The 24,012-nt window shown below is 60.5% G+C and carries 22 protein-coding genes; 7 read left to right on the top strand and 15 right to left on the bottom strand.

The window, feature by feature from the left end:
* Positions 1–2: 2 nt before the first annotated feature.
* The 10 genes from E8E75_RS05310 to E8E75_RS05265 all read right to left on the bottom strand — a co-directional run bounded on the left by E8E75_RS05310 (position 3) and on the right by E8E75_RS05265 (position 11,323).
* Positions 3–1,598 carry an isocitrate lyase gene (locus tag E8E75_RS05310; protein ID WP_120651293.1) on the bottom strand — a complete coding sequence of 532 codons (1,596 nt, stop codon included), beginning with the start codon at positions 1,596–1,598 and terminating at the stop codon, positions 3–5.
* A 511-nt stretch (positions 1,599–2,109) separates the two neighbouring features.
* Positions 2,110–2,919, bottom strand: coding sequence for a secretin N-terminal domain-containing protein (locus E8E75_RS05305; protein WP_153922516.1), 810 nt, complete (start codon positions 2,917–2,919; stop codon positions 2,110–2,112).
* Entirely contained in the window at positions 2,916–3,545 is a 630-nt protein-coding gene (locus tag E8E75_RS05300; protein ID WP_153922514.1) for a histone acetyltransferase HPA2, read from the bottom strand. Before E8E75_RS05300 ends, E8E75_RS05305 begins: the two co-directional genes overlap by 4 nt.
* Positions 3,546–3,553: 8 nt before the next feature.
* A complete protein-coding gene (locus tag E8E75_RS05295) occupies positions 3,554–3,979 on the bottom strand; it encodes a GNAT family N-acetyltransferase (protein ID WP_028628738.1) in 426 nt (141 codons plus the stop codon).
* The gene (locus E8E75_RS05290; RefSeq protein WP_280358246.1) at positions 3,972–5,138 is read right to left on the bottom strand and encodes a cupin domain-containing protein; all 1,167 of its coding nucleotides are present in this window, start codon (positions 5,136–5,138) and stop codon (positions 3,972–3,974) included. Before E8E75_RS05290 ends, E8E75_RS05295 begins: the two co-directional genes overlap by 8 nt.
* A 60-nt stretch (positions 5,139–5,198) precedes the next feature.
* Positions 5,199–6,569, bottom strand: a complete 1,371-nt coding sequence (purB, locus tag E8E75_RS05285) for an adenylosuccinate lyase (RefSeq protein ID WP_153922512.1) — start codon at positions 6,567–6,569, stop codon at positions 5,199–5,201.
* Positions 6,570–6,677: 108 nt separating this feature from the next.
* Positions 6,678–7,298, bottom strand: coding sequence for a high frequency lysogenization protein HflD (gene hflD, locus E8E75_RS05280; protein WP_120651288.1), 621 nt, complete (start codon positions 7,296–7,298; stop codon positions 6,678–6,680).
* On the bottom strand, positions 7,295–8,413 hold the full coding sequence (gene mnmA / locus E8E75_RS05275; protein ID WP_120651287.1) for a tRNA 2-thiouridine(34) synthase MnmA: 1,119 nt from the start codon (positions 8,411–8,413) through the stop codon (positions 7,295–7,297). The genes hflD and mnmA overlap by 4 nt, the downstream gene beginning before the upstream one ends.
* Before the next feature lie 137 nt (positions 8,414–8,550).
* Complete coding sequence (locus tag E8E75_RS05270) at positions 8,551–8,994, bottom strand: NUDIX hydrolase (RefSeq protein WP_120651286.1); 444 nt, start codon at positions 8,992–8,994, stop codon at positions 8,551–8,553.
* A 100-nt stretch (positions 8,995–9,094) separates the two neighbouring features.
* On the bottom strand, positions 9,095–11,323 hold the full coding sequence (locus tag E8E75_RS05265) for an NADP-dependent isocitrate dehydrogenase (RefSeq protein ID WP_120651285.1): 2,229 nt from the start codon (positions 11,321–11,323) through the stop codon (positions 9,095–9,097).
* Between the two features lie 356 nt (positions 11,324–11,679).
* Between E8E75_RS05265 and icd the strand changes: the two genes are divergently transcribed.
* The gene (gene icd / locus E8E75_RS05260) at positions 11,680–12,936 is read left to right on the top strand and encodes an NADP-dependent isocitrate dehydrogenase (RefSeq protein WP_120651284.1); all 1,257 of its coding nucleotides are present in this window, start codon (positions 11,680–11,682) and stop codon (positions 12,934–12,936) included.
* Positions 12,937–13,003: 67 nt separating this feature from the next.
* Here icd and cspD read toward each other — a convergent pair whose 3' ends face one another.
* Complete coding sequence (gene cspD, locus E8E75_RS05255) at positions 13,004–13,267, bottom strand: cold shock domain-containing protein CspD (protein WP_120651283.1); 264 nt, start codon at positions 13,265–13,267, stop codon at positions 13,004–13,006.
* Positions 13,268–13,497: 230 nt separating this feature from the next.
* On the opposite strand from cspD, the gene clpS reads away from it, so the two are divergent.
* Together clpS and clpA are read left to right on the top strand one after the other, a co-directional pair.
* Positions 13,498–13,860: an ATP-dependent Clp protease adapter ClpS gene (gene clpS, locus E8E75_RS05250; protein ID WP_120655211.1), complete on the top strand. Its 363-nt coding sequence runs from the start codon at positions 13,498–13,500 to the stop codon at positions 13,858–13,860.
* Positions 13,861–13,888: 28 nt separating this feature from the next.
* Positions 13,889–16,159, top strand: a complete 2,271-nt coding sequence (gene clpA, locus E8E75_RS05245; protein WP_120651282.1) for an ATP-dependent Clp protease ATP-binding subunit ClpA — start codon at positions 13,889–13,891, stop codon at positions 16,157–16,159.
* A 53-nt stretch (positions 16,160–16,212) separates the two neighbouring features.
* On the opposite strand, the gene infA is transcribed toward clpA, so the two are convergent.
* From infA to trxB, 4 genes are all read right to left on the bottom strand, one after another.
* A complete protein-coding gene (gene infA, locus E8E75_RS05240; protein ID WP_016492441.1) occupies positions 16,213–16,431 on the bottom strand; it encodes a translation initiation factor IF-1 in 219 nt (72 codons plus the stop codon).
* A gap of 101 nt (positions 16,432–16,532) precedes the next feature.
* Complete coding sequence (locus E8E75_RS05235; protein ID WP_153922510.1) at positions 16,533–17,240, bottom strand: arginyltransferase; 708 nt, start codon at positions 17,238–17,240, stop codon at positions 16,533–16,535.
* A 54-nt stretch (positions 17,241–17,294) separates the two neighbouring features.
* The gene (aat, locus tag E8E75_RS05230; RefSeq protein WP_120651281.1) at positions 17,295–17,975 is read right to left on the bottom strand and encodes a leucyl/phenylalanyl-tRNA--protein transferase; all 681 of its coding nucleotides are present in this window, start codon (positions 17,973–17,975) and stop codon (positions 17,295–17,297) included.
* A gap of 37 nt (positions 17,976–18,012) precedes the next feature.
* On the bottom strand, positions 18,013–18,963 hold the full coding sequence (trxB, locus tag E8E75_RS05225) for a thioredoxin-disulfide reductase (RefSeq protein ID WP_120651280.1): 951 nt from the start codon (positions 18,961–18,963) through the stop codon (positions 18,013–18,015).
* 266 nt (positions 18,964–19,229) lie between these two features.
* Between trxB and ftsK the strand changes: the two genes are divergently transcribed.
* The 4 genes from ftsK to crcB are packed head-to-tail and all read left to right on the top strand — an operon-like array spanning position 19,230 to position 24,003.
* The gene (gene ftsK / locus E8E75_RS05220; protein ID WP_120651279.1) at positions 19,230–21,638 is read left to right on the top strand and encodes a DNA translocase FtsK; all 2,409 of its coding nucleotides are present in this window, start codon (positions 19,230–19,232) and stop codon (positions 21,636–21,638) included.
* Between the two features lie 29 nt (positions 21,639–21,667).
* Entirely contained in the window at positions 21,668–22,294 is a 627-nt protein-coding gene (gene lolA / locus E8E75_RS05215) for an outer membrane lipoprotein chaperone LolA (protein WP_120651278.1), read from the top strand.
* Positions 22,295–22,306: 12 nt separating this feature from the next.
* Positions 22,307–23,632 carry a replication-associated recombination protein A gene (locus tag E8E75_RS05210; protein ID WP_120651277.1) on the top strand — a complete coding sequence of 442 codons (1,326 nt, stop codon included), beginning with the start codon at positions 22,307–22,309 and terminating at the stop codon, positions 23,630–23,632.
* Complete coding sequence (gene crcB / locus E8E75_RS05205) at positions 23,629–24,003, top strand: fluoride efflux transporter CrcB (RefSeq protein WP_153922508.1); 375 nt, start codon at positions 23,629–23,631, stop codon at positions 24,001–24,003. The genes E8E75_RS05210 and crcB overlap by 4 nt, the downstream gene beginning before the upstream one ends.
* Positions 24,004–24,012: the final 9 nt, after the last annotated feature.

Here is a 24,012-nt window from a genome sequence, read left to right as displayed (position 1 = left end):
TCTTAGTGGAACTGGTTCATGGTGTTGTCTTTACCGCTCGCTTTCAGAGCTGCTTCGCCGGCGAAGTACTCTTTGTGGTTGTCGCCGATGTCGGAGCCAGCCATGTTCTGGTGCTTGACGCAGGCGATACCCTGACGCAGTTCCTGACGCTGAACACCCTTCACGTAGGCCAGCATGCCCTGGTCGGCGAAGTAGCCTTTGGCCAGGTTGTCGGTGGACAGGGCCGCAGTGTGGTAGGTCGGCAGGGTGATCAGGTGGTGGAAGATGCCGGCGTGGGCCGAACCATCACGCTGGAAGGTACGGATCTTCTCGTCTGCAACCTGGGCCAGCTCGGTTTCGTCGTATTCGACGCTCATCAGCTTGGCGCGGTCGTAGGCGGAAACATCTTTGCCTTCAGCAACGAATGCATCGAACACTTGCTGACGGAAGTTCAGGGTCCAGTTGAAGGACGGGCTGTTGTTGTAAACCAGCTTGGCGTTCGGGATGACCTGGCGGATGCGGTCAACCATGCCTTTGATCTGGCCAACGTGGGGCTTCTCGGTTTCGATCCACAGCAGGTCGGCGCCGTTCTGCAGCGAGGTGATGCAGTCCAGGACACAGCGGTCTTCGCCGGTGCCTTTGCGGAACTGGAACAGGTTGCTCGGCAGGCGCTTCGGACGCAGCAGCTTGCCGCCGCGGTTGATGACCACGTCGCCGTTCTGCAGGTCGGATGCGTTGATTTCGTCGCAGTCCAGGAAGGAGTTGTACTGGTCGCCCAGGTCGCCCGGTTGCTTGGTCACGGCGATCTGCTTGGTCAGGCCGGCACCCAGCGAGTCGGTACGGGCTACGATCACACCGTCGTCAACGCCCAGCTCGAGGAAGGCGTAGCGAACAGCGTTGATCTTGGCGAGGAAGTCTTCGTGCGGAACGGTCACTTTGCCGTCCTGGTGGCCGCACTGCTTCTCGTCGGAAACCTGGTTCTCGATCTGGATGCAGCAGGCACCGGCTTCGATCATTTTCTTGGCCAGCAGGTAGGTGGCTTCCGGGTTACCGAAACCAGCGTCGATGTCGGCGATGATCGGCACTACGTGAGTTTCGTAGCCGTCGATCTGAGCCTGGATCTCGTCCTGTTTGACCTTGTCGCCAGCGGCGCGGGCAGCGTCCAGGGCGGTGAAGAGCAGGTCCAGCTCACGGGCGTCAGCCTGGCGCAGGAAGGTGTAGAGCTCTTCGATCAGGCCGGAGACGGCAGTCTTCTCGTGCATGGACTGGTCGGGCAGCGGGCCGAAATCGGAACGCAGCGCGGCAACCATCCAGCCGGACAGGTAGAGGTAGCGCTTGTTGGTGGTTTTCAGGTGCTTCTTGATGGAGATCAGCTTCTGCTGACCGATGAAGCCGTGCCAGCAGCCCAGGGACTGGGTGTAGACGGAGGCGTCGGCGTCGTACTCGGCCATGTCCTTGCGCATGATGGCCGCGGTGTACTTGGCGATATCCAGACCGGTCTTGAAGCGGTTCTGGGCGCGCATACGGGCAACCGACTCGGGGTTGATAGCGCTCCAGCTGTTACCGTTCGCTTCTTTCAGAGCGGCAATGGCCTTGATGTCGTTTTGATAAGCGGACATGGTCAATCCTTCAAAGTGTGTATGTGGTTGAGCACCGACTTTCCCACTCAAAAACCTGCGTTCTGAAGGTTATTGCGGGTTGCTCACCGCAGCGCGTCGAAGGACCGACTGGAGAGTGATGTAGCTGGAGGAGGGGTGACTGACTGCAGACGCTCGCGAAATCGATGGGTGGTTTTGCGCTCGTCCATCACTTGCCGGTTCGTGGTAACCGTTGGGCGATTTGCCGGGCACTGCCTTCGATCTTGCGATTGTTGCGGGTGCTTCCCCGTCCCTCAGGACAACCTCGTTCCAGTCGCAACCTCGTCGCACTGCCTTATGGGCTGTTACAACACGGATCGGCTCGGCTGGTTGGCTGGGAGCGCGACCCGGAGGCCCTGTTCAGGGCCCCTGGCTAGCGGGAGCGAGGCCATCATGCTCTTTCAAACAGTCGTTCGTCAAACGTTTTGTAGTGTTTTTTTTCGACTACTACATAATACTTTAGGTGGAGACTGGTCGGTCTGAAAGTGCGCGATCAGTCGACCGCGTCGACCTTGAGTCGCAGGGTCATGTCTTCGCGGCCCTGGGTGGTGCGGCGGCGCAGGAAGCCGCTTTGGTCAGACTGGCTGTCTTCGTTCACGGCGCCGATGGTGATCCACTCGCCGAGGCGACCGCTGACCTTGGTGTCTGTGCTTTGCACGTCGATCACACCTGGCTGACTGTTGTTCAGACGGTCGCGATTGCTGCTGATGCTGACGTGCACCAGCTCACCAGTGAGGGTGGCGGTGACGTAAAAGCCGCGGGTCACGTTGCGGTATTCCGTGTTGCTGTAGACCTCACCGTAAGGTCCGCTGCTGGTGGTGGTGATGGGGACGCTCTGGCCGACCTGGATCAGCGCTGGGTAGCCCTCGGTGGTCTGCACTTGTTGCACGCCACCGCCACGGCTGTCGGTACTGCGGCGAATGATGCGCACCTGGTCACGCCCATGGACTTCGCCACGACCAGCCTGCACGTCGACGCCGCCAGCACTGGCAGAACCATTGACCGCATAGCCCTGATCGCTCTGGAAGTTGCTGTCGCTGGTGTCGACACTGATCAGCAGGCGACGGGGGCGGGTGTCGAGTTGATCGAGGAGGTTGCGCAGTTCGCTGATCTTGGCCGGCTCAGCGTTGACTATGAGTTGGTTGCCATAAGCGCTGACGCGGCCTTCGTTGCCCAATACCGACTGCACCATCGGAAGGAGCTCGTCCGCCGTGCGATAGCGCAACTGGATGAGTTCCGTCGCTGCCTGCAGGGGCAGGCACATGAGCAGCAAGAGGGCAGCAAGCAACGCGCGTGACGTCATATCAGGAAGCTCCGCAAATCGGGATCGGTAATGCTCAGGTCCCAGGCCTGGTCGAAGCGGGTCTGCTGCAGCCGGGTCCTTCCGGGGTCGTTGTAGAGGGTGTAGCCGACATACTGCTCGGGCTCAGGGCGTACGAGGAGTCCGCGATCATCTGCTATCAGGTACGCCAGGTCCTCTGAAGGGTGGTCGGGGTTGATCCGGCGAATCTGGAAATTGCTGGAAATGCGCCGGCTGAGACTGAGCAGGCGATGGCCCTCTTTCACCGCGCGGCTCAAGTCGCGCACGAGAATGCGCACCTGGCATTTCGGATCGCTGACCAGCAGGCGGGTGCAGGCCTGCTGGATGGCACTGTTGTGGTAAAGCCAGGGCTCGAGGTCCGGGCTGTATAGGCAGAGCCGGCGGCGTGCCTGTTGCATCAGTGCTAGGGCGTGTGCGCGGGCCTCGTCTGGATTGCTGAAGCGTTCGAGGCGATCGTGGGTGCCGAGACTGAAAGGGGCGGGTTCCCATTCGGGCGCTTCAGCCTGCAGCGGAGAAGGGTTGTGAACGCTGAAGCGCCCCGGCGACTGGAACTCAATGGCCGGCAGTTCGACTTCGTTCTCAGTGCTTTCCGGGGCGTCTTCGTTCATCTTGGCCTCTATTGGCTTTCGCGCACCATGTCCACGTGGGGGATGCCTGCTTCGAGGAACTCGCTGCTGACGATCTTGAAACCGTGGCGCTCATAGAACGCGGTGGCGTGGACCTGGGCGGAAAGCATCTGGCGCTTCAGGCCACGTCGTTCGGCTTCGGCGATGGCCGCCTGCAGCAGGCGGTCGCCAACCTTCAGCCCGCGCCAATCCTTGAGCACCGAAACACGGCCGATGTGGCCATCGGGAAGCAGGCGGGCGGTGCCGATAGCATAGTCCCGCTCGAAGGCGAGAAAGTGCACTGCGTCCGCATCTTCGGTGTCCCACTCAAGTTCCGGTGCGACGGACTGCTCGGCGATGAACACGGCCTCACGGATGCGGCGCAAGTCGGCATTGTCCTTTTGCCAGTCGGCAACGCGGACGTGTATCTCACTCATCGGCAAACTCCAGACTTCCTTGCTTGACCAGTTCGAGAAGAAGCTTACGCCCCTCGTCATCGGCCAGCCATTGGCCGAGATTTTCCAGGTGCAATGCTTCAGCGGCGCAAATCAGCTTCAGCAATTCGCGCAGGCTGCCCGGCAGGAGACGGCTCTGGCCGCTGGCGAAAAGCACCAGGCCAACGTCGACTTCAGACCAGGCCAGGCGCGCACTGGGGTTGCGGATCAGCACCGCGCCATCTTCGATCGCGCTGAGGAAATCCTCTTCCTCCACTTCAGCGCCGGCCACCAGTTCCGGGTAGCGCGGCTCGGTCATGAACTGGCCGAACCAGGTGAGCAGCAGACGCTCGTCGCTCATGTGCTCGTTGAGCAGGGATTTGAGGCGATCAAGTGCATCGCGCTGGATCTCGTGCGGATCGCTCGTGGGGGCCGCGCCTGCATCGCTGTAGCGCTCTTCGTCCGGCATGAACTGGGCGAGGAAGTCAGTGAAGTGGGTCAGCACTTCGGCGGCGCTGGGAGCGCGGAAGCCCACGGAGTAAGTCATGCAGTCGTCTTCGGCAATGCCGAAATGCGCGAGGCGCGGTGGCAGGTAAAGCATGTCGCCCGGTTCCAGAACCCATTCCTCGCTCTGCTGGAAGTCGGCGAGGATGCGCAGGTCTGCGTGGGGCAGTAAGGCGCTCTCGGCATCGCACATCTGGCCGATCTTCCAGTTGCGGCGGCCATGGCCTTGCAGCAGGAACACATCGTAGTTGTCGAAGTGCGGGCCCACGCCGCCGCCCGGCGCGGCATAGCTGATCATCACATCATCGATGCGCCAGCTTGGCAGGAAGCGGAAGTGTTCCAGCAATTCCGCGACTAACGGAACGAATTGGTCGACGGCTTGGACCAGCAGGGTCCAGTCGCGCTCGGGCAGTTTCTGATAAGTGTCTTCGGCGAATGGGCCGCGGCGCAGTTCCCACGGGCGCTCGCCATGTTCAAGTACCAGGCGCGACTCCACTTCCTCTTCCAGGGAAAGGCCGGCGAGCTCGTCAGGGGAAATGGGGCTTTCGAATCCGGGAATCGCCTGACGGATCAGGAGCGGCTTCTGTTGCCAGTAATCGCGCAGGAATTCACGCGCGGTAAGTCCGCCCAAAAGTTGAAGAGGAATATCAGGATTCATGTCTAAGCCTTTGAAATAAAAACGCCCGGCACAGCCGGGCGTGCACTGGTTCAAAACCGATCAGATGCGCTTGGCCTGGGCTACGGCGTTACCGATGTAGCTGGCGGGAGTCATTTTGCGCAGTTCGGCCTTGGCCTCGGCCGGAATATCCAGGCCGTCGATGAAAGTCTGCAGCGCTTCGGGGCTAATGCCTTTGCCGCGAGTCAGTTCCTTGAGTTTTTCGTACGGGTTCTCGATCGCGTAGCGGCGCATCACAGTCTGGATCGGCTCGGCGAGGACTTCCCAGCAGGCGTCCAGATCTTCAGCAATACGTTGAGCATTAAGCTCCAACTTGCTGATTCCCTTGAGGGTTGCTTCGTATGCAATGACGCTGTGAGCGAAACCGACACCGAGGTTACGCAGTACGGTGGAGTCGGTCAGGTCACGCTGCCAGCGGGAGATGGGCAGCTTGCTGGCCAGGTGCTGGAGCAGCGCATTGGCGATACCCAGATTGCCTTCGGAGTTTTCGAAGTCGATCGGGTTGACCTTGTGCGGCATGGTCGAAGAGCCAATCTCGCCGGCAATGGTCTTCTGCTTGAAGTAGCCGAGAGAGATGTAACCCCAGACGTCGCGGTCGAAGTCGATGAGGATGGTGTTGAAGCGCGCGACAGCATCGAACAACTCGGCGATGTAGTCGTGCGGCTCGATCTGGGTGGTGTAGGGGTTGAAGGTCAGTCCCAGGTCGCCTTCGATGAATTCCCGGGCGTTGGCTTCCCAGTCGACGTCCGGGTAGGCGGACAGGTGGGCGTTGTAGTTGCCCACCGCACCGTTGATCTTGCCCAGCAGCGGTACTGCGGCTACCTGGGCGATCTGGCGCTCCAGGCGGTACACGACGTTGGCCATTTCCTTGCCGAGGGTGGTCGGCGAGGCCGGTTGGCCGTGGGTGCGGGAGAGCATCGGTACATCGGCGAAACGTACGGCCAGGTCACGGATGGCGTTGGCAAGCTGGCGCATCAGCGGCAGTACGACCTGGTCGCGGCCTTCACGCAGCATCAGGGCGTGGGACAGGTTGTTGATGTCCTCACTGGTGCAGGCGAAGTGGATGAATTCGCTTACCTTGGCCAGTTCGGGCAGCTTGGCAGCCTGCTCCTTCAGCAGATATTCCACGGCTTTCACATCGTGGTTGGTGGTGCGCTCGATTTCCTTGATGCGCTCGGCGTGCTCCAGCTGGAAGTCTTCGGCCAGTTTGTCGAGCAGAGCGTTGGCTTCAGCGGAGAAGGGCGCGACTTCCGGAATCCCGGCGTGGGCGGCGAGTCGCTGCAGCCAGCGGACCTCTACCTGGACGCGGAAACGGATCAGGCCGTATTCGCTGAAGATTGGGCGCAGTGCGCTGGTTTTGCCGGCGTAGCGGCCGTCTACGGGGGAAACCGCGGTGAGCGAGGAAAGCTGCATGAGTGCGTTCTCGGACAATCGGTCAACGAAAAGGGGCGCACATCATACATGGTTTTCTCTCTGCTCGCTGCTCAAGCGCCACGGTCGACGACACATGGCGCAGACGAGTCAGCCGCGCAGGAGTGGGTAAAGCTCGTTGAGCAACTTGCGGCGGCTGAACAACAGCTGCCAGCGGTTGCCGCCGAGCTGGCGCCAGAGACGGGCGGCGCGGATGCCTGTGAGGAGGAGGGCGCGAATCTTCGCGGCGTTGCTGGACTGCTGCAGGTGGCGCATGTCGCCGTGTACCTGGATGCGCTGGCGGAAAGTGCTCAGCGTGTCCTGGTAGAGGCTGGCGCAGGCGGCGATGACGTTGTCATGCACGAGGCCGAAGTGCTGTACCTGCTGCTGGATCTGGTCCAGGCGATTGCCGATGACTTCCAGCATGTCGCCGCGCTTGGCAAGCTGGCGCTCCAGGGTCAGCAGAGCCAGGGCATAGCGCAGGGGTTCTCGCTGCAGACTCGAGGGCTCCCGCTCGAGGGCGCTGGCCAGGGCCTTGTAGCCGTCGCGCAGGTTGATGTCGTCACCGCCGTATACGTCCAGCGTGTCCTTCGGGTCGCGGACAAGCAGGCTGCCGAGCATGCAGCCGAGTGGCGGCTCGCTGATCTGGCCGGTTTTTGCGATGCGGTCCACCAGAGCGGCCGCCTCGAAGACGGCGCCGAGTGCAACCAGTTGTTCTCGGGTCTGGTTCATGGGCGTATCACCGCGGCATCCGAAGGTTCGGCGCTTTCGATCACGCCGCCACCTAGGCAGATTTCGCCGTCGTAGAAGACCACCGATTGTCCTGGGGTGACTGCTCGCTGGGCGTCGTCGAACACCGCAATGTAGCCGTCGGCGGTTTTTTCCAGGGTGCAGGGCTGGTCGCTCTGGCGATAGCGCACCTTGGCCTTGAGTTGCCGGGGCTGGCTGAGGTCGATTGGGTTCACCCAATAGATCTCCGAGACTTTCAGCGAGCGCGAGTAGAGCCAGGGGTTTTCGTTGCCCTGGCCGACGATCAGTACGTTACGCGACAGGTCTTTTGCCAGGACGTACCAGGGATCATCGCTAGCGTCCTTCATGCCGCCGATGCCCAGGCCCTGGCGTTGGCCGATGGTGTGGTACATCAGGCCGTGGTGGCGACCGATGACGTCGCCGTCGGTGGTTTCGATGTCGCCGGGTTGTGCCGGCAGGTACTGCTTGAGGAAATCGGTGAAGCGGCGCTCGCCAATGAAGCAGATCCCGGTGGAGTCCTTCTTGCGAGCGGTGGCCAGGCCGTATTTTTCGGCGATGGCGCGCACTTCGGGTTTTTCCAGTTCGCCTACCGGGAACAGGGTGCGGGCAATCTGTTCGCCGCCAACTGCGTGGAGGAAGTAGCTCTGGTCCTTGTTTGGGTCCAGGCCCTTGAGCAGTTCGGTGCGTCCGTCGATGTCGCGACGGCGTACATAGTGGCCGGTGGCGATCAGGTCGGCGCCCAGCGAAAGGGCGTAATCGAGGAACGCTTTGAACTTGATCTCGCGGTTGCAGAGGATGTCCGGGTTGGGCGTACGGCCGGCCTTGTACTCGGCCAGGAAGTGCTCGAACACGTTGTCCCAGTATTCGGCGGCGAAGTTCGCGGTATGCAGCTTGATGCCGATGCGGTCACAGACGGCCTGGGCATCGGCCAGGTCTACCTTGGCGGTGCAGTACTCGGTGCCGTCGTCTTCGTCCCAGTTCTTCATGAACAGGCCTTCGACCTGATAGCCCTGTTCAAGCAGGAGGAGGGCGGAAACTGAGGAGTCGACGCCGCCGGACATGCCGACTATGACGCGGGTATTGGCTGGATCACGCATGGGAATCTGCACTGGTTGTGTAAGCAAAAGCGGAATTCTAACAGAACCGGTTCGCGATCAGCGGGGCAAAGACCCTGCTGCGTTGAAAGCAGGCTTTAGCTCATTAGATCGTAAGCAGGTTCTTTAGGCTGGAATGTTCAGGCGGCGCGGATAAGGCTCAGGGGGAAGCGTTCGCCGGCCAGGTAGTCGTCGATGCAGCGCAAGACCAGATGGCTGCGCCAGCGATCCTTCTCGGCCAGGAGTTGTTCGCGGGTCAACCAGCGCGGGCCGATGATGCCGTCGTCCAGTGATTGGTCCGGGTGGTGGCGCAGTGGCCTGGCGGCGAAGCAGACGCGCTGGTAGGTCACGCCGTTGCTGGGTGCGGTGTAGAGATAGATGCCGGTTACGGCAGTCAGCTCGACCTCCCAGCCGGTTTCCTCGAAGGTCTCTCGCATGGCTGCCTCCAGGAGGGTCTCGTCGGCCTCCAGATGGCCGGCGGGTTGATTGAACACGGCGCGCCCTTCGGCCAGTTCCTCTACCAGCAGGAAGCGGCCCTGGTCTTCGACCACGGTTGCGACGGTGATATGGGGTTGCCAGGTCATCGGAATGGCTCCGGATAAAAGGGCGACATGATAGGGCGTCGGGCGTGAAAAAAAGAAACCCCGGGCTTGGCCCGGGGTCTCCTTCGTCCTGCGGTGGCGATTAGGCCAGCAGACCGTCGATCGCAGCGTTGAAGGTGCTGCTGGGGCGCATGACCTGGCTGGTCAGCTCTGGGTTCGAGCGGTAGTAGCCGCCGATTTCCACGGCCTTGCCCTGGGCGCCATTCAGTTCGGCGACGATGGTCGCTTCCTGCTCGGTCAGGGCTTTCGCCAGCGGTGCGAAGTGGGCTTTCAGCTCGGCATCTTCCTCCTGGGCGGCCAGGGCTTGGGCCCAGTACATTGCCAGGTAGAAGTGGCTGCCGCGGTTGTCGATCTCGCCAACCTTGCGCGACGGCGACTTGTTGTTGTCCAGCAGCTTGCCTGTGGCTTCGTCCAGTGCCTTGCCGAGGAGCTTGGCCTTGGCGTTGCCGGTCTTGATCCCGGTTTCTTCCAGGGAGACGGCCAGGGCCAGGAACTCGCCCAGGGAATCCCAGCGCAGGTAGTTCTCTTCCACCAGCTGCTGCACGTGCTTCGGAGCCGAACCGCCGGCACCGGTCTCGTACATGCCGCCGCCCGCCATCAGCGGAACGATGGACAGCATCTTGGCCGAGGTGCCCAGTTCCATGATCGGGAACAGGTCGGTCAGGTAGTCACGCAGCACGTTGCCTGTCACCGAGATGGTGTCCTGGCCGCGCAATTGGCGCTCCATGCTGGTACGGATGGCTTCGTTGTAGCCCTTGATGCTGATGTCCAGGCCGGTCAGGTCGTGGTCCTGCAGATACAGTTCGACCTTCTTGCGCAGTTCACGGTCGTGGGCGCGCTCCGGGTCCAGCCAGAAGATGGCCGGGGTGCTGGACTGGCGGGCGCGGGTCACGGCGAGCTTGACCCAGTCACGGATCGGGGCGTCCTTGGTCTGGCAGGCGCGCCAGATGTCGCCAGCTTCCACTTCGTGCTGCATCAGCACGGTACCTTCGGCGGTCACGACGCGCATGGTGCCGTCGGCGGTCATCTCGAAGGTCTTGTCGTGGGAGCCGTACTCTTCAGCTTTCTGGGCCATCAGGCCGACGTTGGGCACGGTGCCCATGGTGGTCGGGTCGAAGGCGCCATTGGTTTTGCAGAAGTTGATCATTTCCTGGTAGATGCGAGCGTAAGTGCTCTCCGGCATCACCGCCTTGGTGTCCTTCTGCTTGCCATCCTTGCCCCACATCTGGCCGGAGTTGCGGATCATCGCAGGCATGGAGGCGTCGACGATCACGTCGCTCGGGATGTGCAGGTTGGTGATGCCCTTCACGGAGTCGACCATCGCCATTTCCGGGCGGTGGCTGTACACCTCGTGGATGTCGTGGAGGATCTCTTCCTGCTGGGAAGCCGGCAGCGCCTTGATCTTGTCGTAGACACTGCTGATGCCGTTGTTCGGGTTGACGCCCAGTTCCTTGAACAGCTCGCCGTACTTGTCGAACACGTCCTTGTAGTAAACGCTGACTGCGTGGCCGAACACGATCGGGTGGGAGACCTTCATCATGGTCGCCTTGACGTGCAGGGACCACATTACTCCGCTTTCCTTGCAGTCCTGCAGGGTCTGCTCGAAGAAGGTGCGCAGTTTCTTGCAGCTCATGAACATGCTGTCGAGGACTTCGCCGTCCTGCAGGGAGAGCTGCTTCTTGACTTCGACCTTGCCGTCTTTGCCGACGAATTCGATGCGTACGTCACCGGCCTTGGCCATGGTGATGGACTGCTCGCTGGAGAAGAAGTCGCCGCCACGCATGTAGTCGGCGTGGGAGCGGGAGGCCATGCTCCATTTGCCCATGGAGTGCGGGTGCTTCCGGGCGTATGCCTTGACGGCGGCGGGAGCGCGGCGGTCGGAGTTGCCTTCGCGCAGGACCGGGTTCACGGCGCTGCCCAGGACTTTGGCATAGCGGGCGCGCGTGTCTTTTTCGTCGTCGGTCTGCGGATCTTCCGGGAAGTCCGGGATGGTGTAGCCCAGCGCCTGCAGTTCGGCGATCGCGCCTTTGAGCTGCGGCACCGAGGCGCTGATGTTCGGAAGTTTTACGATGTTGGCGTCCGGCGAAGTGGCCAGGACTGCCAGGTAGGCCAGATCGTCTTCGATGCGCTTGTCGGCTGAAAGCTTGTCAGCGAAGGAGGCCAGGATTCGTCCCGCGAGAGAGATGTCGCGGGTTTCGACGTCGATGCCGGCCGAGGCGGCGAAGGCTTTGACGATCGGGAGGAGCGAATAGGTGGCGAGCGCAGGGGCTTCGTCGGTGAAGGTGTATGTAATCTTCGGACGGTTGGACATTAACGTTTAACTCTCTTCTTTTCTGGGCGCGCACAGAGTCTCGAAGCGCATTGGTAGGCACATTCGCTCAATGTCGAAGTTGAGCTGTGTCGAGATTTGCCGCGGGGGTAATGAAGCGCCAGTAGAGCGTTGTACGGCTTTGCCATGGTGGTGGTTGGGCCGCTGCGAGGACAGTGAGTCTGGTCCCAGACTGCTCGCCCTCGATGACTGTCAAGTCACGGCGCGCAGTATACCACTCCTTTAGGCGGGCTGACGCGAGGGGCTGTTTTCGACTAAGGAAGATATGGTCGATGACCGCCCAACTGGAGTAGGCTCACGAGCTGCAAGAGCGTTCTCAACCACAAACGGAGCTCAGCATGGGATACCAAAAGATCCAGGTGCCGGCAGTCGGTGACAAAATCACCGTCAATGCAGATATGTCCCTGAATGTACCGAACAACCCGATCATTCCTTTCATCGAGGGTGACGGCATTGGCGTTGATATCAGTCCTGTCATGATCAAGGTGGTGGATGCTGCGGTCGCCAAGGCCTACAGCGGCGCCCGCAAGATCTCGTGGATGGAGGTCTATGCCGGTGAGAAGGCCACTCAGGTATACGACCAGGACACCTGGCTGCCGAAAGAGACCCTGGAAGCCGTTCGCGACTACGTCGTCTCCATCAAGGGGCCGCTGACCACGCCTGTCGGTGGTGGCATCCGCTCGCTCAACGTGGCTCTGCGCCAGGAGCTTGATCTCTACGTTTGCCAGCGCCCGGTTCGCTGGTTCGAGGGCGTTCCCAGTCCGGTGAAGAAGCCCGGCGACGTTGACATGGTGATCTTCCGTGAGAACTCCGAAGACATCTACGCAGGTGTCGAATGGAAGGCCGGTAGTCCCGAAGCCGAGAAGGTCATCAAGTTCCTCACCGAGGAAATGGGCGTCAAGAAAATCCGTTTCACAGAGAACTGCGGCATCGGCATCAAGCCGGTTTCCCAGGACGGCACCAAGCGACTGGTACGCAAGGCTCTGCAATACGCCGTGGACAATGATCGCAGCTCCGTGACCATCGTTCACAAGGGCAACATCATGAAGTTCACCGAAGGTGCCTTCAAGGAATGGGGCTACGAAGTCGCGCGTGACGAGTTCGGTGCCGAGTTGCTGGATGGCGGCCCGTGGATGCAGTTCAAGAATCCTCGCACCGGCAAGAACGTGGTGGTCAAGGATGTGATCGCTGATGCCATGCTTCAGCAGATCCTCCTGCGTCCGGCCGAGTACGACGTCATCGCCACCCTGAACCTGAACGGTGACTACCTCTCGGACGCGCTGGCCGCAGAGGTGGGCGGTATCGGTATCGCCCCTGGCGCCAACCTGTCCGACACCGTCGCCATGTTCGAGGCCACTCACGGCACTGCGCCGAAGTACGCTGGTCAGGACAAGGTCAATCCGGGCTCGGTCATCCTTTCTGCGGAGATGATGCTGCGCCACATGGGCTGGACCGAAGCGGCTGACCTGATCATCGAAGGCACCAATGGGGCCATCGCGGCGAAGACCGTTACCTACGACTTCGAGCGCCTGATGGATGGCGCCAAGTTGCTGTCCTGCTCCGAGTTCGGTGACGCCATCATCGCCCACATGTGAGCCTGAAGGCGGAAACAAAAAGGCCGGTCAACTGACCGGCCTTTTTTTGCCCAAATATTTCGAGGGCTTAAACTTCTACCGTGCTGCCCTGGGGGTGGCTGATTGCGGCAGGCGCTTCGGTGGTGGCCGTGACCGGACGAATGTTCACGGCATGCAGGCCTTTCGGGCCCTGGATGATATCGAAGCTTACCGGCTGTCCAGCCTTTAGCGTCTTGTAGCCGTCCATCTGGATGGCCGAATAGTGGGCGAACAGGTCCTCATCTCGGCCTTCGGCAAGGATAAATCCATAGCCTTTGGCGTTGTTGAACCACTTGACCTTACCGCTAAGCATGCTGATATCCCTCTGCAAAGGACTCCATCACTGGAGTATCATCCACTTCGACTCCACGCCCTTAGGGCCGCCTTGGCCACGCACGTGGAACCCCTGATACCCGAAGACGGGTATCCACTGGTTGTAACACCGTTTTGCCGTTAGTCAAGGCGTTCCCGGCATCGCCTGAGAAACGGATCAAAGTCTTTCCAGCGGCCGTTTTTCACTCACCTATGACCTTTAATTCCAGCATGCATGCAAGCAGCCAGATTCGACTAACATTCAATCAGGACAGTCCGCAGCATCATGAGGACGACTCCACGGGCCTGGCGGTGCAGGAAGCCAAGCCAGCCCTGCAGGCGCCACCTATGTATAAGGTGGTCATGTTTAACGATGACTACACCCCAATGGATTTCGTGGTCGAGGTGCTCGAAACGTTCTTCGGTATGAACCGGGAACTCGCCACCAAGATCATGCTGACCGTGCATACGGAAGGTCGGGCGGTTTGCGGCGTGTTTACGCGTGACATAGCCGAAACCAAGGCCATGCAGGTCAATCAATATGCGAGAGAGAGCCAGCATCCGCTGCTCTGTGAGATCGAGAAGGACGGTTAATGCCGCCCCTTGGGTATGAGGTGAAGCCATGTTGAACCGCGAGCTCGAAGTCACCCTCAATCTTGCCTTCAAGGAGGCCCGCGCCAAGCGTCACGAATTCATGACGGTCGAGCACCTGTTGCTCGCCCTGCTGGACAACGAAGCTGCTGCAACAGTACTGCGTGCATGCGGCGCGAATATGGACAAGCTGCGGCACGACCTGCAGGAGTTCATTGACTCCACCACCCCGCTGATTCCTCAGCACGACGAAGATCGTGAAACCCAGCCAACGCTCGGCTTCCAGCGCGTTCTGCAGCGCGCGGTGTTCCACGTGCAAAGTTCCGGCAAGCGCGAAGTGACCGGTGCTAACGTGCTGGTTGCGATCTTCAGTGAGCAGGAGAGCCAGGCTGTATTCCTGCTGAAACAGCAGAGTGTGGCTCGTATCGATGTCGTCAACTACATCGCCCACGGTATTTCTAAAGTGCCAGGGCACGGGGAGCAGCACGATCACGACCAGGAAATGCAGGACGAGGAGGGTGGTGAGGCCGCCGCCTCGGGTCATCCCCTCGATGCCTATGCCAGCAACCTGAACGAACTGGCGCGGATGGGGCGTATCGATCCGTTGGTGGGGCGTGAGAATGAAGTCGAGCGCGTCGCACAGATTCTGGCGCGTCGTCGCAAGAACAACCCGCTGCTGGTCGGTGAGGCCGGTGTCGGCAAGACCGCCATCGCCGAGGGGCTGGCGAAGCGTATCGTCGACAATCAGGTGCCTGATCTGCTGGCTGACAGCGTGGTCTACTCCCTGGATCTAGGTGCACTGCTGGCGGGAACCAAGTATCGCGGCGACTTCGAGAAGCGCTTCAAGGCGCTGCTCAACGAACTGCGCAAGCGCCCCCATGCCATTCTTTTCATCGATGAGATCCACACCATCATTGGGGCTGGAGCTGCCTCGGGTGGTGTGATGGATGCATCCAACTTGCTCAAGCCCCTGCTTTCGTCGGGTGAGATTCGCTGCATCGGCTCCACTACCTTCCAGGAGTTCCGTGGCATCTTCGAGAAGGATCGGGCTCTCGCTCGGCGCTTCCAGAAAGTCGATGTGACTGAGCCTTCCGTCGAAGACACCGTAGGCATCCTCAGGGGGCTCAAGGCGCGTTTCGAGCAGCATCACCATATCGAGTACAGCGACGAGGCGTTGCGTGCTGCTGCTGAGCTGGCGGCGCGTTACATCAATGATCGGCATATGCCCGACAAGGCGATCGATGTGATCGATGAGGCGGGTGCATACCAGCGGCTACAGCCGGAGGAGAAGCGTGCCAAGCGCATTGAAGTGGCGCAGGTCGAAGACATCGTTGCCAAAATCGCACGGATTCCTCCAAAACACGTCACCAGTTCCGACAAGGAACTGCTGCGTAATCTGGAGCGCGACCTGAAGCTGACCGTGTTTGGTCAGGACGCCGCCATCGACTCCCTGTCCACTGCGATCAAGCTGTCCCGTGCCGGCCTCAAATCTCCGGACAAGCCTGTGGGCTCCTTCCTCTTTGCTGGTCCCACTGGGGTCGGCAAGACTGAAGTTGCCCGGCAGCTGGCAAAGGCGATGGGTATCGAGTTGCTTCGCTTCGACATGTCCGAGTACATGGAGCGGCACACTGTTTCGCGTCTGATTGGTGCGCCTCCGGGCTATGTTGGTTTCGACCAGGGCGGCTTGCTGACCGAGGCCATCACCAAGATGCCGCACTGCGTACTGCTGCTGGACGAAATCGAGAAGGCCCATCCGGAAGTCTTCAATCTGCTGCTGCAGGTGATGGATCACGGCACCCTGACTGACAATAACGGACGCAAGGCGGATTTCCGCAACGTGATCCTGATCATGACCACCAACGCCGGCGCCGAAACTGCTGCACGCGCCTCCATTGGCTTCACCCTGCAGGATCACTCCTCGGACGCCATGGAGGTCATTCGCAAGAGCTTCACGCCGGAGTTCCGCAACCGTCTGGACACTATCATCCAGTTTGGTCGCCTGAGCCACGAAGTCATCAAGAATGTCGTGGACAAGTTCCTCACCGAACTTCAGGCGCAACTGGAAGACAAGCGCGTGCAGTTGGTGGTCAGCGACGAGGCGCGTGGCTGGCTGGCCGAGCGTGGCTACGATGCCCAGATGGGCGCGCGTCCCATGGCGCGTTTGATCCAGGACAAGATCAAGCGGCCTCTGGCCGAAGAGATCCTCTTTGGTGAACTGGCCGAGCACGGCGGTTTGGTGCATGTCGACGTCAAGGACGAAGAGCTCAGCTTCGAGTTCGAGACAACTGCAGAGATGGCCTGACGGTCATCCACAAAAAAGCCCGGCAATTGCCGGGCTTTTTCATGACTTTCTGATCAGCGGGCGCGGTAGGTGATGCGGCCTTTGCTCAGATCGTACGGCGTCAGCTCGACGCGAACCTTATCGCCGGTGAGGATGCGGATGTAATTCTTGCGCATCTTGCCGGAAATGTGCGCGGTGACGACGTGCCCATTTTCCAACTCCACACGGAACATGGTGTTGGGCAGGGTGTCGATGACAGTGCCTTCCATTTCGAAGCTGTCTTCTTTCGACATGCAGTAAAGCCCTCGGTATTCAGAGATGGGCCCGACCACAAAGTGCGGCGGGCAAAAACGGCGTGCATTGTGCCCGAAAATAGCACTGCTCGCCAAGGGCTTCAGCTGAGCGTCACCCAGCGCTGATTGACGAAGAGTTCGATCGGGCGGTACTGGGTCTTGTAGTTCATCTTCCTGCAGTTCTTGATCCAGTAGCCGAGATACACGGCCTGTAGGCCAAGGCGAGCGCTTTCGCCTATCTGCCAGAGAATGGCGTAGCGGCCAAGGCTGCGTCTCTCCTCATCGGGATCGTAGAAGGTGTAGACCGCGGAAAGTCCGTTTGGCAGCACGTCCGTCACCGCCACGGCCTTGAGCTCGTCCTTGAGGCGGAATTCGTAGAAGCGTGAAAAGGGCAGGTCGCGGACCAGGAAGGTGGAAAATTGGTCCCGGCTGGGTGGATACATGTCGCCATCGGAGTGGCGCTGCTCGATGTACCGGACGTAAAGCGCGTAGTACTCCTCGGTGAAGGATGGGCGCACTGCGGTTACGGTCAGGTCGCCGTTACGCTTGAGGATGCGCTTCTGTTGGCGGCTGGGGATGAACTGGTCGGCGGGGATGCGTGCGGGTACGCAGGCATTGCAGCGCTGGCAATGCGGGCGATAGAGGTGGTCGCCGCTGCGGCGGAAGCCCATTTCCGATAGCTCGGCATAGACGTCCACGTCCATGGGCTGGCTGGGGTCGAGGAATAGGGTGGTGGCCTGCTCCTCGGGCAGGTAGCTGCATGGATGCGGCTGAGTGGCGTAAAACTTGAGACGAGCCAGCTCGGTCATGATCAACCCCCGGGAAATCCCTTCAGCAAGTGTATGTCAGGCTGCGGGGCTCGCCTAGGCGATCCAGTCTGCGGCGTTCGGTTGGTCGAGGTAGAGCTGCAGGTAGCGGGTAAACTTCTCGCGGCTGATCGTGCGGGCGCCAAAGCTCTGCAGGTGTTGGGTGGGCATCTGGCAGTCGATCAGCACAAAGCCCCATTGATTCAGATGCTGCACCAGTGTGGCGAAACCGACTTTTGACGCGTTGTCTGTCCGACTGAACATGGACTCGCCAAAAAACAGCTTGCCGATCGCTAGGCCATAGAGGCCGCCGACAAGTTCATCGTCTTTCCAGACCTCCACCGAGTGCGCGACGTTGCGGCGGTGCAGTTCTGTGTAGGCCGCCTGCATTGCCGGGGTGATCCAGGTGCCGTCGGTGTAATTCCGTGGGCCGGCACAGCCTTCTATGACGGATTGAAACGCCTGGTCGAACGTCACGCGAAAGCGTCCCTGGCGTAGCAGCTTCGATAGGCTGCGGGAAATGTGGATTTCCTGCGGCTGCAGCACTGTGCGTGGGTCGGGAGACCACCAGAGGATGGGCTGGCCATCCTGGTACCAGGGGAAGCATCCATGGCGGTAGGCCTGGATCAGGCGCTCTGGCGAGAGATCGCCGCCGGCTGCCAGCAGGCCATTTGGTTCGCGCATCGCTCGGCCGAGCGGCGGGAACTCGAGGGAGTCGCGTTGTAGCCAGGTAAGCATGGGGGAGGGGAGGGCGGGCCGGAGCCCGCCTTTCCTGTCAGTTGTCGTCGAGGAACTTTTCGGCGTCCAGCGCGGCCATGCAGCCCGAGCCGGCGGAAGTGATGGCCTGGCGGTAGACGTGGTCAGCCACGTCGCCGGCAGCGAACACCCCAGGGATGCTGGTGGCGGTGGCATTGCCTTCGAGGCCGCCCTGGACGATCAGGTAGCCGTCGCGCATTTCCAGCTGGCCCTTGAATAGGTCGGTGTTCGGCTTGTGGCCAATGGCGATGAAGACACCTGCCAGGGAAAGCTCCTTGGTGGTGCCGTCGGCGGTGTTTTTCAGGCGCACACCGGTTACGCCGGTATTGTCACCCAGGACTTCGTCCAGAGTGTGGTTCCAGTGCAGGCGTACGTTGCCGTTTGCAGCCTTCTCGAACAGCTTGTCCTGAAGAATCTTTTCCGAGCGCAGCTTGTCGCGGCGGTGGATCAGGTGGACTTCCTTGGCGATGTTGGCCAGGTATAGGGCTTCCTCGACCGCGGTATTGCCGCCGCCAATGACGCAAACCACCTGGTTGCGATAGAAAAAGCCGTCGCAGGTCGCGCAGGCGGAGACGCCCTTGCCGGCGAAGGCTTCCTCAGAGGGCAAGCCGAGGTACTGGGCGGAGGCGCCAGTCGCCAGGATCAAGGCGTCGCAGCTGTAGGTGCCGCTGTCGCCCTTGAGGATGAAGGGGCGCTTCTGCAACTCGGCGGTGTGAATGTGGTCGTAGACAATCTCGGTATCGAAGCGCTCGGCATGCTTCTGCATGCGCTCCATCAGTGCCGGGCCGGTGAGGCCTTCGACGTCGCCTGGCCAGTTGTCCACTTCAGTTGTGGTGGTCAGTTGGCCGCCGGGCTGGATGCCCGTGATCACAACAGGCTTGAGGTTGGCGCGAGCGGCATAGACGGCCGCGGTGTAGCCCGCCGGGCCGGAGCCCAGTACGATCAATCGGGAATGCTTGACTTCGCTCATAAAAAGGCTCCATAAGTCTTTGTCACGAAAGAGAATGCATGCTCCAATTGAGCATTGCGCAAATTGTTGGCGGCTATGCTACACCGAAGCGCGAGACGTCGCCAAAACGCTGGGGCGACAATCAGTTCCCACATGGCGTCGCGCAGGCAAATCCGTACAATGGGCCGCGTTCCGAATGGGTTGGAGCTCGTAATGGCACTGTGCCTTGCAGTTTTTCACCCTCGACCGACTCTTGAACGCGCCATGGGCGCAGGAAAAGACGCGTTTTGAAGAATTCCACGACCAGAGCCCAGATTCCTGTCTGGCGCCAGCAATTGCATTATCGCCTCAAGGAAGGTGCGTTGATCGCGCTGGGGGCGGTCTGCCTCTATCTGTGGATGGCATTGCTCACCTACGACTCCTCTGATCCGGGCTGGACCCACACCAGCAACGTCGAGCAAGTGCAGAATGCGGCCGGCCGCCTGGGTGCCTGGTTCGCCGACATCCTGTTCATGGCCTTGGGCTACTTTGCCTATGTCTTCCCGCTGCTGCTGGCGATCAAGACCCTGCAAGTCTTCCGCCATCGCCACGAACCCATCGATTGGAGCGGCTGGCTGTTTTCATGGCGCCTGATCGGCCTGGTCTTCCTCGTGCTTTCTGGTGCAGCACTGGCCGATATCCATTTCCAGGACCATGCCGGGCTTCCAGCGTCTGCCGGCGGTGCCTTGGGCGAGAGCCTCAGCCATCTGGCAGTCAATGCACTCAACGTGCAGGGCAGCACCTTGCTGTTCTTTGCACTCTTCCTCTTCGGTCTGACGGTGTTTACCGACCTTTCCTGGTTCAAGGTCATGGATCTGACCGGCAAGATCACCCTCGATCTCTTCGAACTCATTCAGAACGCCGTGAATCGCTGGTGGAGTGCGCGCCTCGAGCGCAAGCAACTTGTAGCCAAGCTGCGTGAAGTGGATGTGCGCGTGAACGAAGTCGCTGCACCGGTAGTGCCGGACCGTCGCGAACAGGCCAAGGTCAAGGAGCGTCTGATCGAGCGCGAAGAGGCCTTGACCAAGCACATGACTGAACGCGAGAAGCGCCCGGCGCCGGTCATTACTCCGCCGCCGCCGCCCAAACCCGCGGAACCGAGTAAGCGCGTGCAGAAGGAAAAACAGGCGCCGTTGTTTGTCGATACCGCTGTCGAAGGCACCTTGCCGCCTATTTCCATCCTCGATGTTGCCGAGAAGAAGCAGAAGAGCTTCTCTCCGGAATCCCTGGAGGCCATGTCGCGCCTGTTGGAGATCAAGCTGAAGGAATTCGGCGTTGAAGTGATCGTGGAATCCGTGCACCCCGGCCCGGTGATCACTCGCTTCGAGATTCAACCTGCCGCAGGTGTGAAAGTCAGCCGGATTTCCAACCTGGCGAAGGACCTGGCCCGCTCCCTGGCAGTAATCAGCGTTCGCGTGGTGGAAGTGATTCCCGGCAAGACCACCGTCGGTATCGAGATTCCCAACGAAGACCGCCAGATCGTGCGTTTCTCCGAAGTGCTTTCCTCGTCCGAGTACGACGAGGCCAAGTCGCCCGTCACCCTTGCCCTGGGGCACGACATTGGCGGTAAGCCGATCATTACCGATCTCGCCAAGATGCCCCACCTGCTGGTCGCCGGTACCACCGGTTCCGGTAAGTCGGTCGGTGTGAACGCCATGATCCTGTCGATCCTGTTCAAGTCCACGCCCGAGCAGGCGCGGATGATCATGATCGACCCGAAGATGCTGGAACTCTCCATCTACGAAGGTATTCCTCATCTGCTGTGTCCGGTGGTCACTGACATGAAGGAGGCGGCCAACGCCCTGCGCTGGAGCGTTGCCGAGATGGAGCGGCGCTACAAGCTGATGGCGGCCATGGGTGTACGGAACCTCGCCGGTTTCAACCGTAAGGTTAAAGATGCCGAGGAAGCTGGTACCCCGCTGACTGATCCGCTCTATCGTCGCGAAAGCATGGAAGACGAAGCGCCTCTGCTGAAGACGCTGCCGACCATCGTGGTGGTCGTCGACGAATTCGCAGACATGATGATGATCGTCGGCAAGAAAGTGGAAGAACTGATTGCCCGTATCGCCCAGAAGGCCCGTGCGGCTGGTATCCATCTGATACTCGCGACTCAGCGTCCTTCGGTTGACGTGATTACAGGCCTGATCAAGGCCAACATCCCGACCCGCATGGCCTTCCAGGTGTCCAGCAAGATCGACTCCCGCACCATCCTCGATCAGGGCGGAGCGGAGCAACTGCTTGGCCATGGCGACATGCTTTACCTACCGCCAGGGACTGGCTTGCCGATCCGCGTCCACGGCGCGTTCGTTTCTGACGACGAAGTGCATCGTGTGGTGGAAGCCTGGAAGTTGCGCGGCGCACCGGACTACATCGAAGACATCCTTGCAGGCGCGGAAGAGGGCGCTGGCAGCTTCTCCGGTGGCGAGGGAGGTGAAGGCGGTAGCGAGGGCAGCGAAGACGACCCGCTCTATGACGAGGCGGTACGCTTTGTGACCGAAAGCCGCCGCGCTTCGATCTCCGCAGTACAGCGCAAGCTGAAGATTGGCTACAACCGCGCCGCGCGCATGATCGAGGCGATGGAAATGGCTGGGGTTGTGAGCCCCATGAACGGCAACGGTTCGCGCGAAGTTATCGCGCCGTCACCGGTGCGAGACTAATCCGAAACGGATTTTTGACGAGGAATTCCATGCGACTGATCCGCATGCTCATGGTTGCTGTACTCGGCCTGTCTGCTCTGACTGCCCAGGCTGACGACAAGGCGGCCATCAGCCGCCTGACAGAAATGCTGAACAAGGCGCAGACCATTACTGGTCGATTTTCCCAGCTGACCCTCGATGGTTCCGGCACTCAATTGCAAGAAACCTCTGGTGAGCTCTCGCTAAAGCGTCCGGGCCTGTTCCGCTGGCATACCGATGCCCCAATGGAGCAACTGCTGGTCTCCAACGGCGAGAAAGTCTGGCTCTACGACCCGGATCTGCAACAGGTGACCATCCAGACCCTGGATCAACGCCTGACCCACACTCCGGCCCTGCTGTTGTCGGGTGACGTATCGAAGATCAGCGAGAACTTCGAGATCACCCACAAGGAAGGCGGCGACGTGGTGGACTTCATTCTCAAGCCCAAGGCCAAGGACACCCTGTTCGACACCCTGCGCCTGTCGTTCCGTAACGGTGTGATCAACGACATGCAACTGATCGACAGCGTCGGCCAGCGCACCAACATCCTCTTCCTCGGGGTCAAGATGAACCAGGCGATCGATACCGCGCAGTTCAACTTCAATATCCCGGAAGGCGCCGACGTCATCCAGGAATAAGCTGCAACGCCCATGGACCTTTTCCGCTCCGAACCCATCGCCCAACCGCTGGCTGCGCGCTTGCGTGCCGCCAACCTGGACGAATATGTCGGCCAGGAGCACCTGTTGGCACCCGGCAAACCCCTGCGTGAGGCTCTGGAGCAAGGTGCGCTGCACTCGATGATCTTCTGGGGCCCACCGGGGGTCGGCAAGACGACCCTTGCCAAACTGCTGGCCCAAGTTACCGATGCTCACTTCGAAACCATCTCCGCTGTGCTTTCAGGGGTGAAGGAGATTCGCCAGTCGGTGGAAATGGCCAAGCAGCAGGCCGCGCAATATGGCCGCCGCACCATTCTCTTCGTGGATGAGGTGCATCGCTTCAACAAGTCCCAACAGGACGCCTTCCTGCCTTATGTGGAAGACGGCACCCTGATTTTCATCGGTGCAACCACCGAGAACCCTTCTTTTGAACTCAACAATGCATTGCTTTCGCGTGCGCGCGTTTATGTGCTGAAGAGTCTCGATGAAGCCGCCCTGCGCAAGCTGGTAGCGCGTGCGCTGAGCGAAGAGAAGGGGCTTGGCAAGCGCAAACTGAGCTTGCCGGACCAGAGTTTCGCCATTCTGATGTCTGCGGCCGATGGCGATGGTCGCCGACTGCTCAACCTGTTGGAGAACGCTGCCGATCTTGCCGAGGACGGTGGCGAGATCGGCGTCGAACTGTTGCAGAATCTCCTGGGGGATAGTCGTCGGCGCTTCGACAAGGGCGGCGAGGCGTTCTACGACCAGATTTCGGCCTTGCACAAGTCGGTGCGTGGGTCCGACCCGGATGCGGCGCTGTACTGGTATGCGCGAATGCTTGATGGCGGTTGCGATCCGCTTTATCTCGCTCGTCGTGTCGTGCGAATGGCCAGCGAGGACATCGGCAATGCCGACCCGCGCGCGTTGAGTCTTTGCCTGTCAGCCTGGGATGTGCAGGAAAGGCTGGGAAGCCCTGAAGGTGAACTGGCCGTAGCACAGGCAGTTACGTATCTGGCCTGTGCACCGAAGAGCAATGCGGTCTACATGGCCTTCAAGGCCGCCATGCGTGATGCCGCCGAGAACGGTTCTCTGGAGGTGCCGCTCCACCTGCGTAACGCGCCGACCAAACTGATGAAGCAGTTGGGCTATGGCGAGGAGTACCGTTACGCCCATGACGAGCCGGATGCTTATGCGGCTGGGGAGGACTACTTCCCCGAACAACTCGAGCCACGCTCATACTATCAACCAGTACCGCGTGGCCTTGAGCTGAAGATCCGTGACAAGCTGCAACACCTGAAGAGCCTCGACCGCAACAGCCCCTGGAAGCGGAGAAAGTCATGATCGGACTGATCCTGGCGGTATCCGCTGGTGGTGTGGCGGGTACCTTGCTGCGATTCGCCACAGGCAATCTGATTACTGCCTACTGGCCACGCTACTTCTACGCCGGTACCCTTGCGGTCAACATCGTTGGTTGCCTGCTAATTGGCTATCTGTATGGCCTGTTCCTCATGCGGCCCGAAATTCCGGTGGAAATCCGCGCCGGGCTCATGGTGGGATTCCTGGGTGGCCTGACGACTTTTTCATCCTTTTCACTCGACACGCTGCGCCTGCTTGAAAGCGGCCAGCTGCCACTGGCCCTAGGCTATGGGCTGCTGAGCGTGTTGGGCGGCCTGCTCGCCACTTGGGCCGGCCTGATACTGACGAAAATCTGAGAGACGAGA

Origin of the sequence: Pseudomonas sp. BN606, assembly GCF_029873115.1 — a bacterium.
Taxonomy (GTDB): Bacteria; Pseudomonadota; Gammaproteobacteria; order Pseudomonadales; family Pseudomonadaceae; genus Metapseudomonas.
Note: the sequence above shows the minus strand (reverse complement) of the source record. Positions and strands in the feature narration are given on the sequence as shown.

Excerpts from the sequence above, each read along its gene's own strand:
- E8E75_RS05310 (WP_120651293.1), bottom strand. The coding sequence starts at position 1,598 with ATGTCCGCTTATCAAAACGACATCAAGGCCATTGCCGCTCTGAAAGAA.
- E8E75_RS05305 (WP_153922516.1), bottom strand. The coding sequence starts at position 2,919 with ATGACGTCACGCGCGTTGCTTGCTGCCCTCTTGCTGCTCATGTGCCTG.
- E8E75_RS05300 (WP_153922514.1), bottom strand. The coding sequence starts at position 3,545 with ATGAACGAAGACGCCCCGGAAAGCACTGAGAACGAAGTCGAACTGCCG.
- E8E75_RS05295 (WP_028628738.1), bottom strand. The coding sequence starts at position 3,979 with ATGAGTGAGATACACGTCCGCGTTGCCGACTGGCAAAAGGACAATGCC.
- E8E75_RS05290 (WP_280358246.1), bottom strand. The coding sequence starts at position 5,138 with ATGAATCCTGATATTCCTCTTCAACTTTTGGGCGGACTTACCGCGCGT.
- purB (WP_153922512.1), bottom strand. The coding sequence starts at position 6,569 with ATGCAGCTTTCCTCGCTCACCGCGGTTTCCCCCGTAGACGGCCGCTAC.
- hflD (WP_120651288.1), bottom strand. The coding sequence starts at position 7,298 with ATGAACCAGACCCGAGAACAACTGGTTGCACTCGGCGCCGTCTTCGAG.
- mnmA (WP_120651287.1), bottom strand. The coding sequence starts at position 8,413 with ATGCGTGATCCAGCCAATACCCGCGTCATAGTCGGCATGTCCGGCGGC.
- E8E75_RS05270 (WP_120651286.1), bottom strand. The coding sequence starts at position 8,994 with ATGACCTGGCAACCCCATATCACCGTCGCAACCGTGGTCGAAGACCAG.
- E8E75_RS05265 (WP_120651285.1), bottom strand. The coding sequence starts at position 11,323 with ATGTCCAACCGTCCGAAGATTACATACACCTTCACCGACGAAGCCCCT.
- icd (WP_120651284.1), top strand. The coding sequence starts at position 11,680 with ATGGGATACCAAAAGATCCAGGTGCCGGCAGTCGGTGACAAAATCACC.
- cspD (WP_120651283.1), bottom strand. The coding sequence starts at position 13,267 with ATGCTTAGCGGTAAGGTCAAGTGGTTCAACAACGCCAAAGGCTATGGA.
- clpS (WP_120655211.1), top strand. The coding sequence starts at position 13,498 with ATGCATGCAAGCAGCCAGATTCGACTAACATTCAATCAGGACAGTCCG.
- clpA (WP_120651282.1), top strand. The coding sequence starts at position 13,889 with ATGTTGAACCGCGAGCTCGAAGTCACCCTCAATCTTGCCTTCAAGGAG.
- infA (WP_016492441.1), bottom strand. The coding sequence starts at position 16,431 with ATGTCGAAAGAAGACAGCTTCGAAATGGAAGGCACTGTCATCGACACC.
- E8E75_RS05235 (WP_153922510.1), bottom strand. The coding sequence starts at position 17,240 with ATGACCGAGCTGGCTCGTCTCAAGTTTTACGCCACTCAGCCGCATCCA.
- aat (WP_120651281.1), bottom strand. The coding sequence starts at position 17,975 with ATGCTTACCTGGCTACAACGCGACTCCCTCGAGTTCCCGCCGCTCGGC.
- trxB (WP_120651280.1), bottom strand. The coding sequence starts at position 18,963 with ATGAGCGAAGTCAAGCATTCCCGATTGATCGTACTGGGCTCCGGCCCG.
- lolA (WP_120651278.1), top strand. The coding sequence starts at position 21,668 with ATGCGACTGATCCGCATGCTCATGGTTGCTGTACTCGGCCTGTCTGCT.
- E8E75_RS05210 (WP_120651277.1), top strand. The coding sequence starts at position 22,307 with ATGGACCTTTTCCGCTCCGAACCCATCGCCCAACCGCTGGCTGCGCGC.
- crcB (WP_153922508.1), top strand. The coding sequence starts at position 23,629 with ATGATCGGACTGATCCTGGCGGTATCCGCTGGTGGTGTGGCGGGTACC.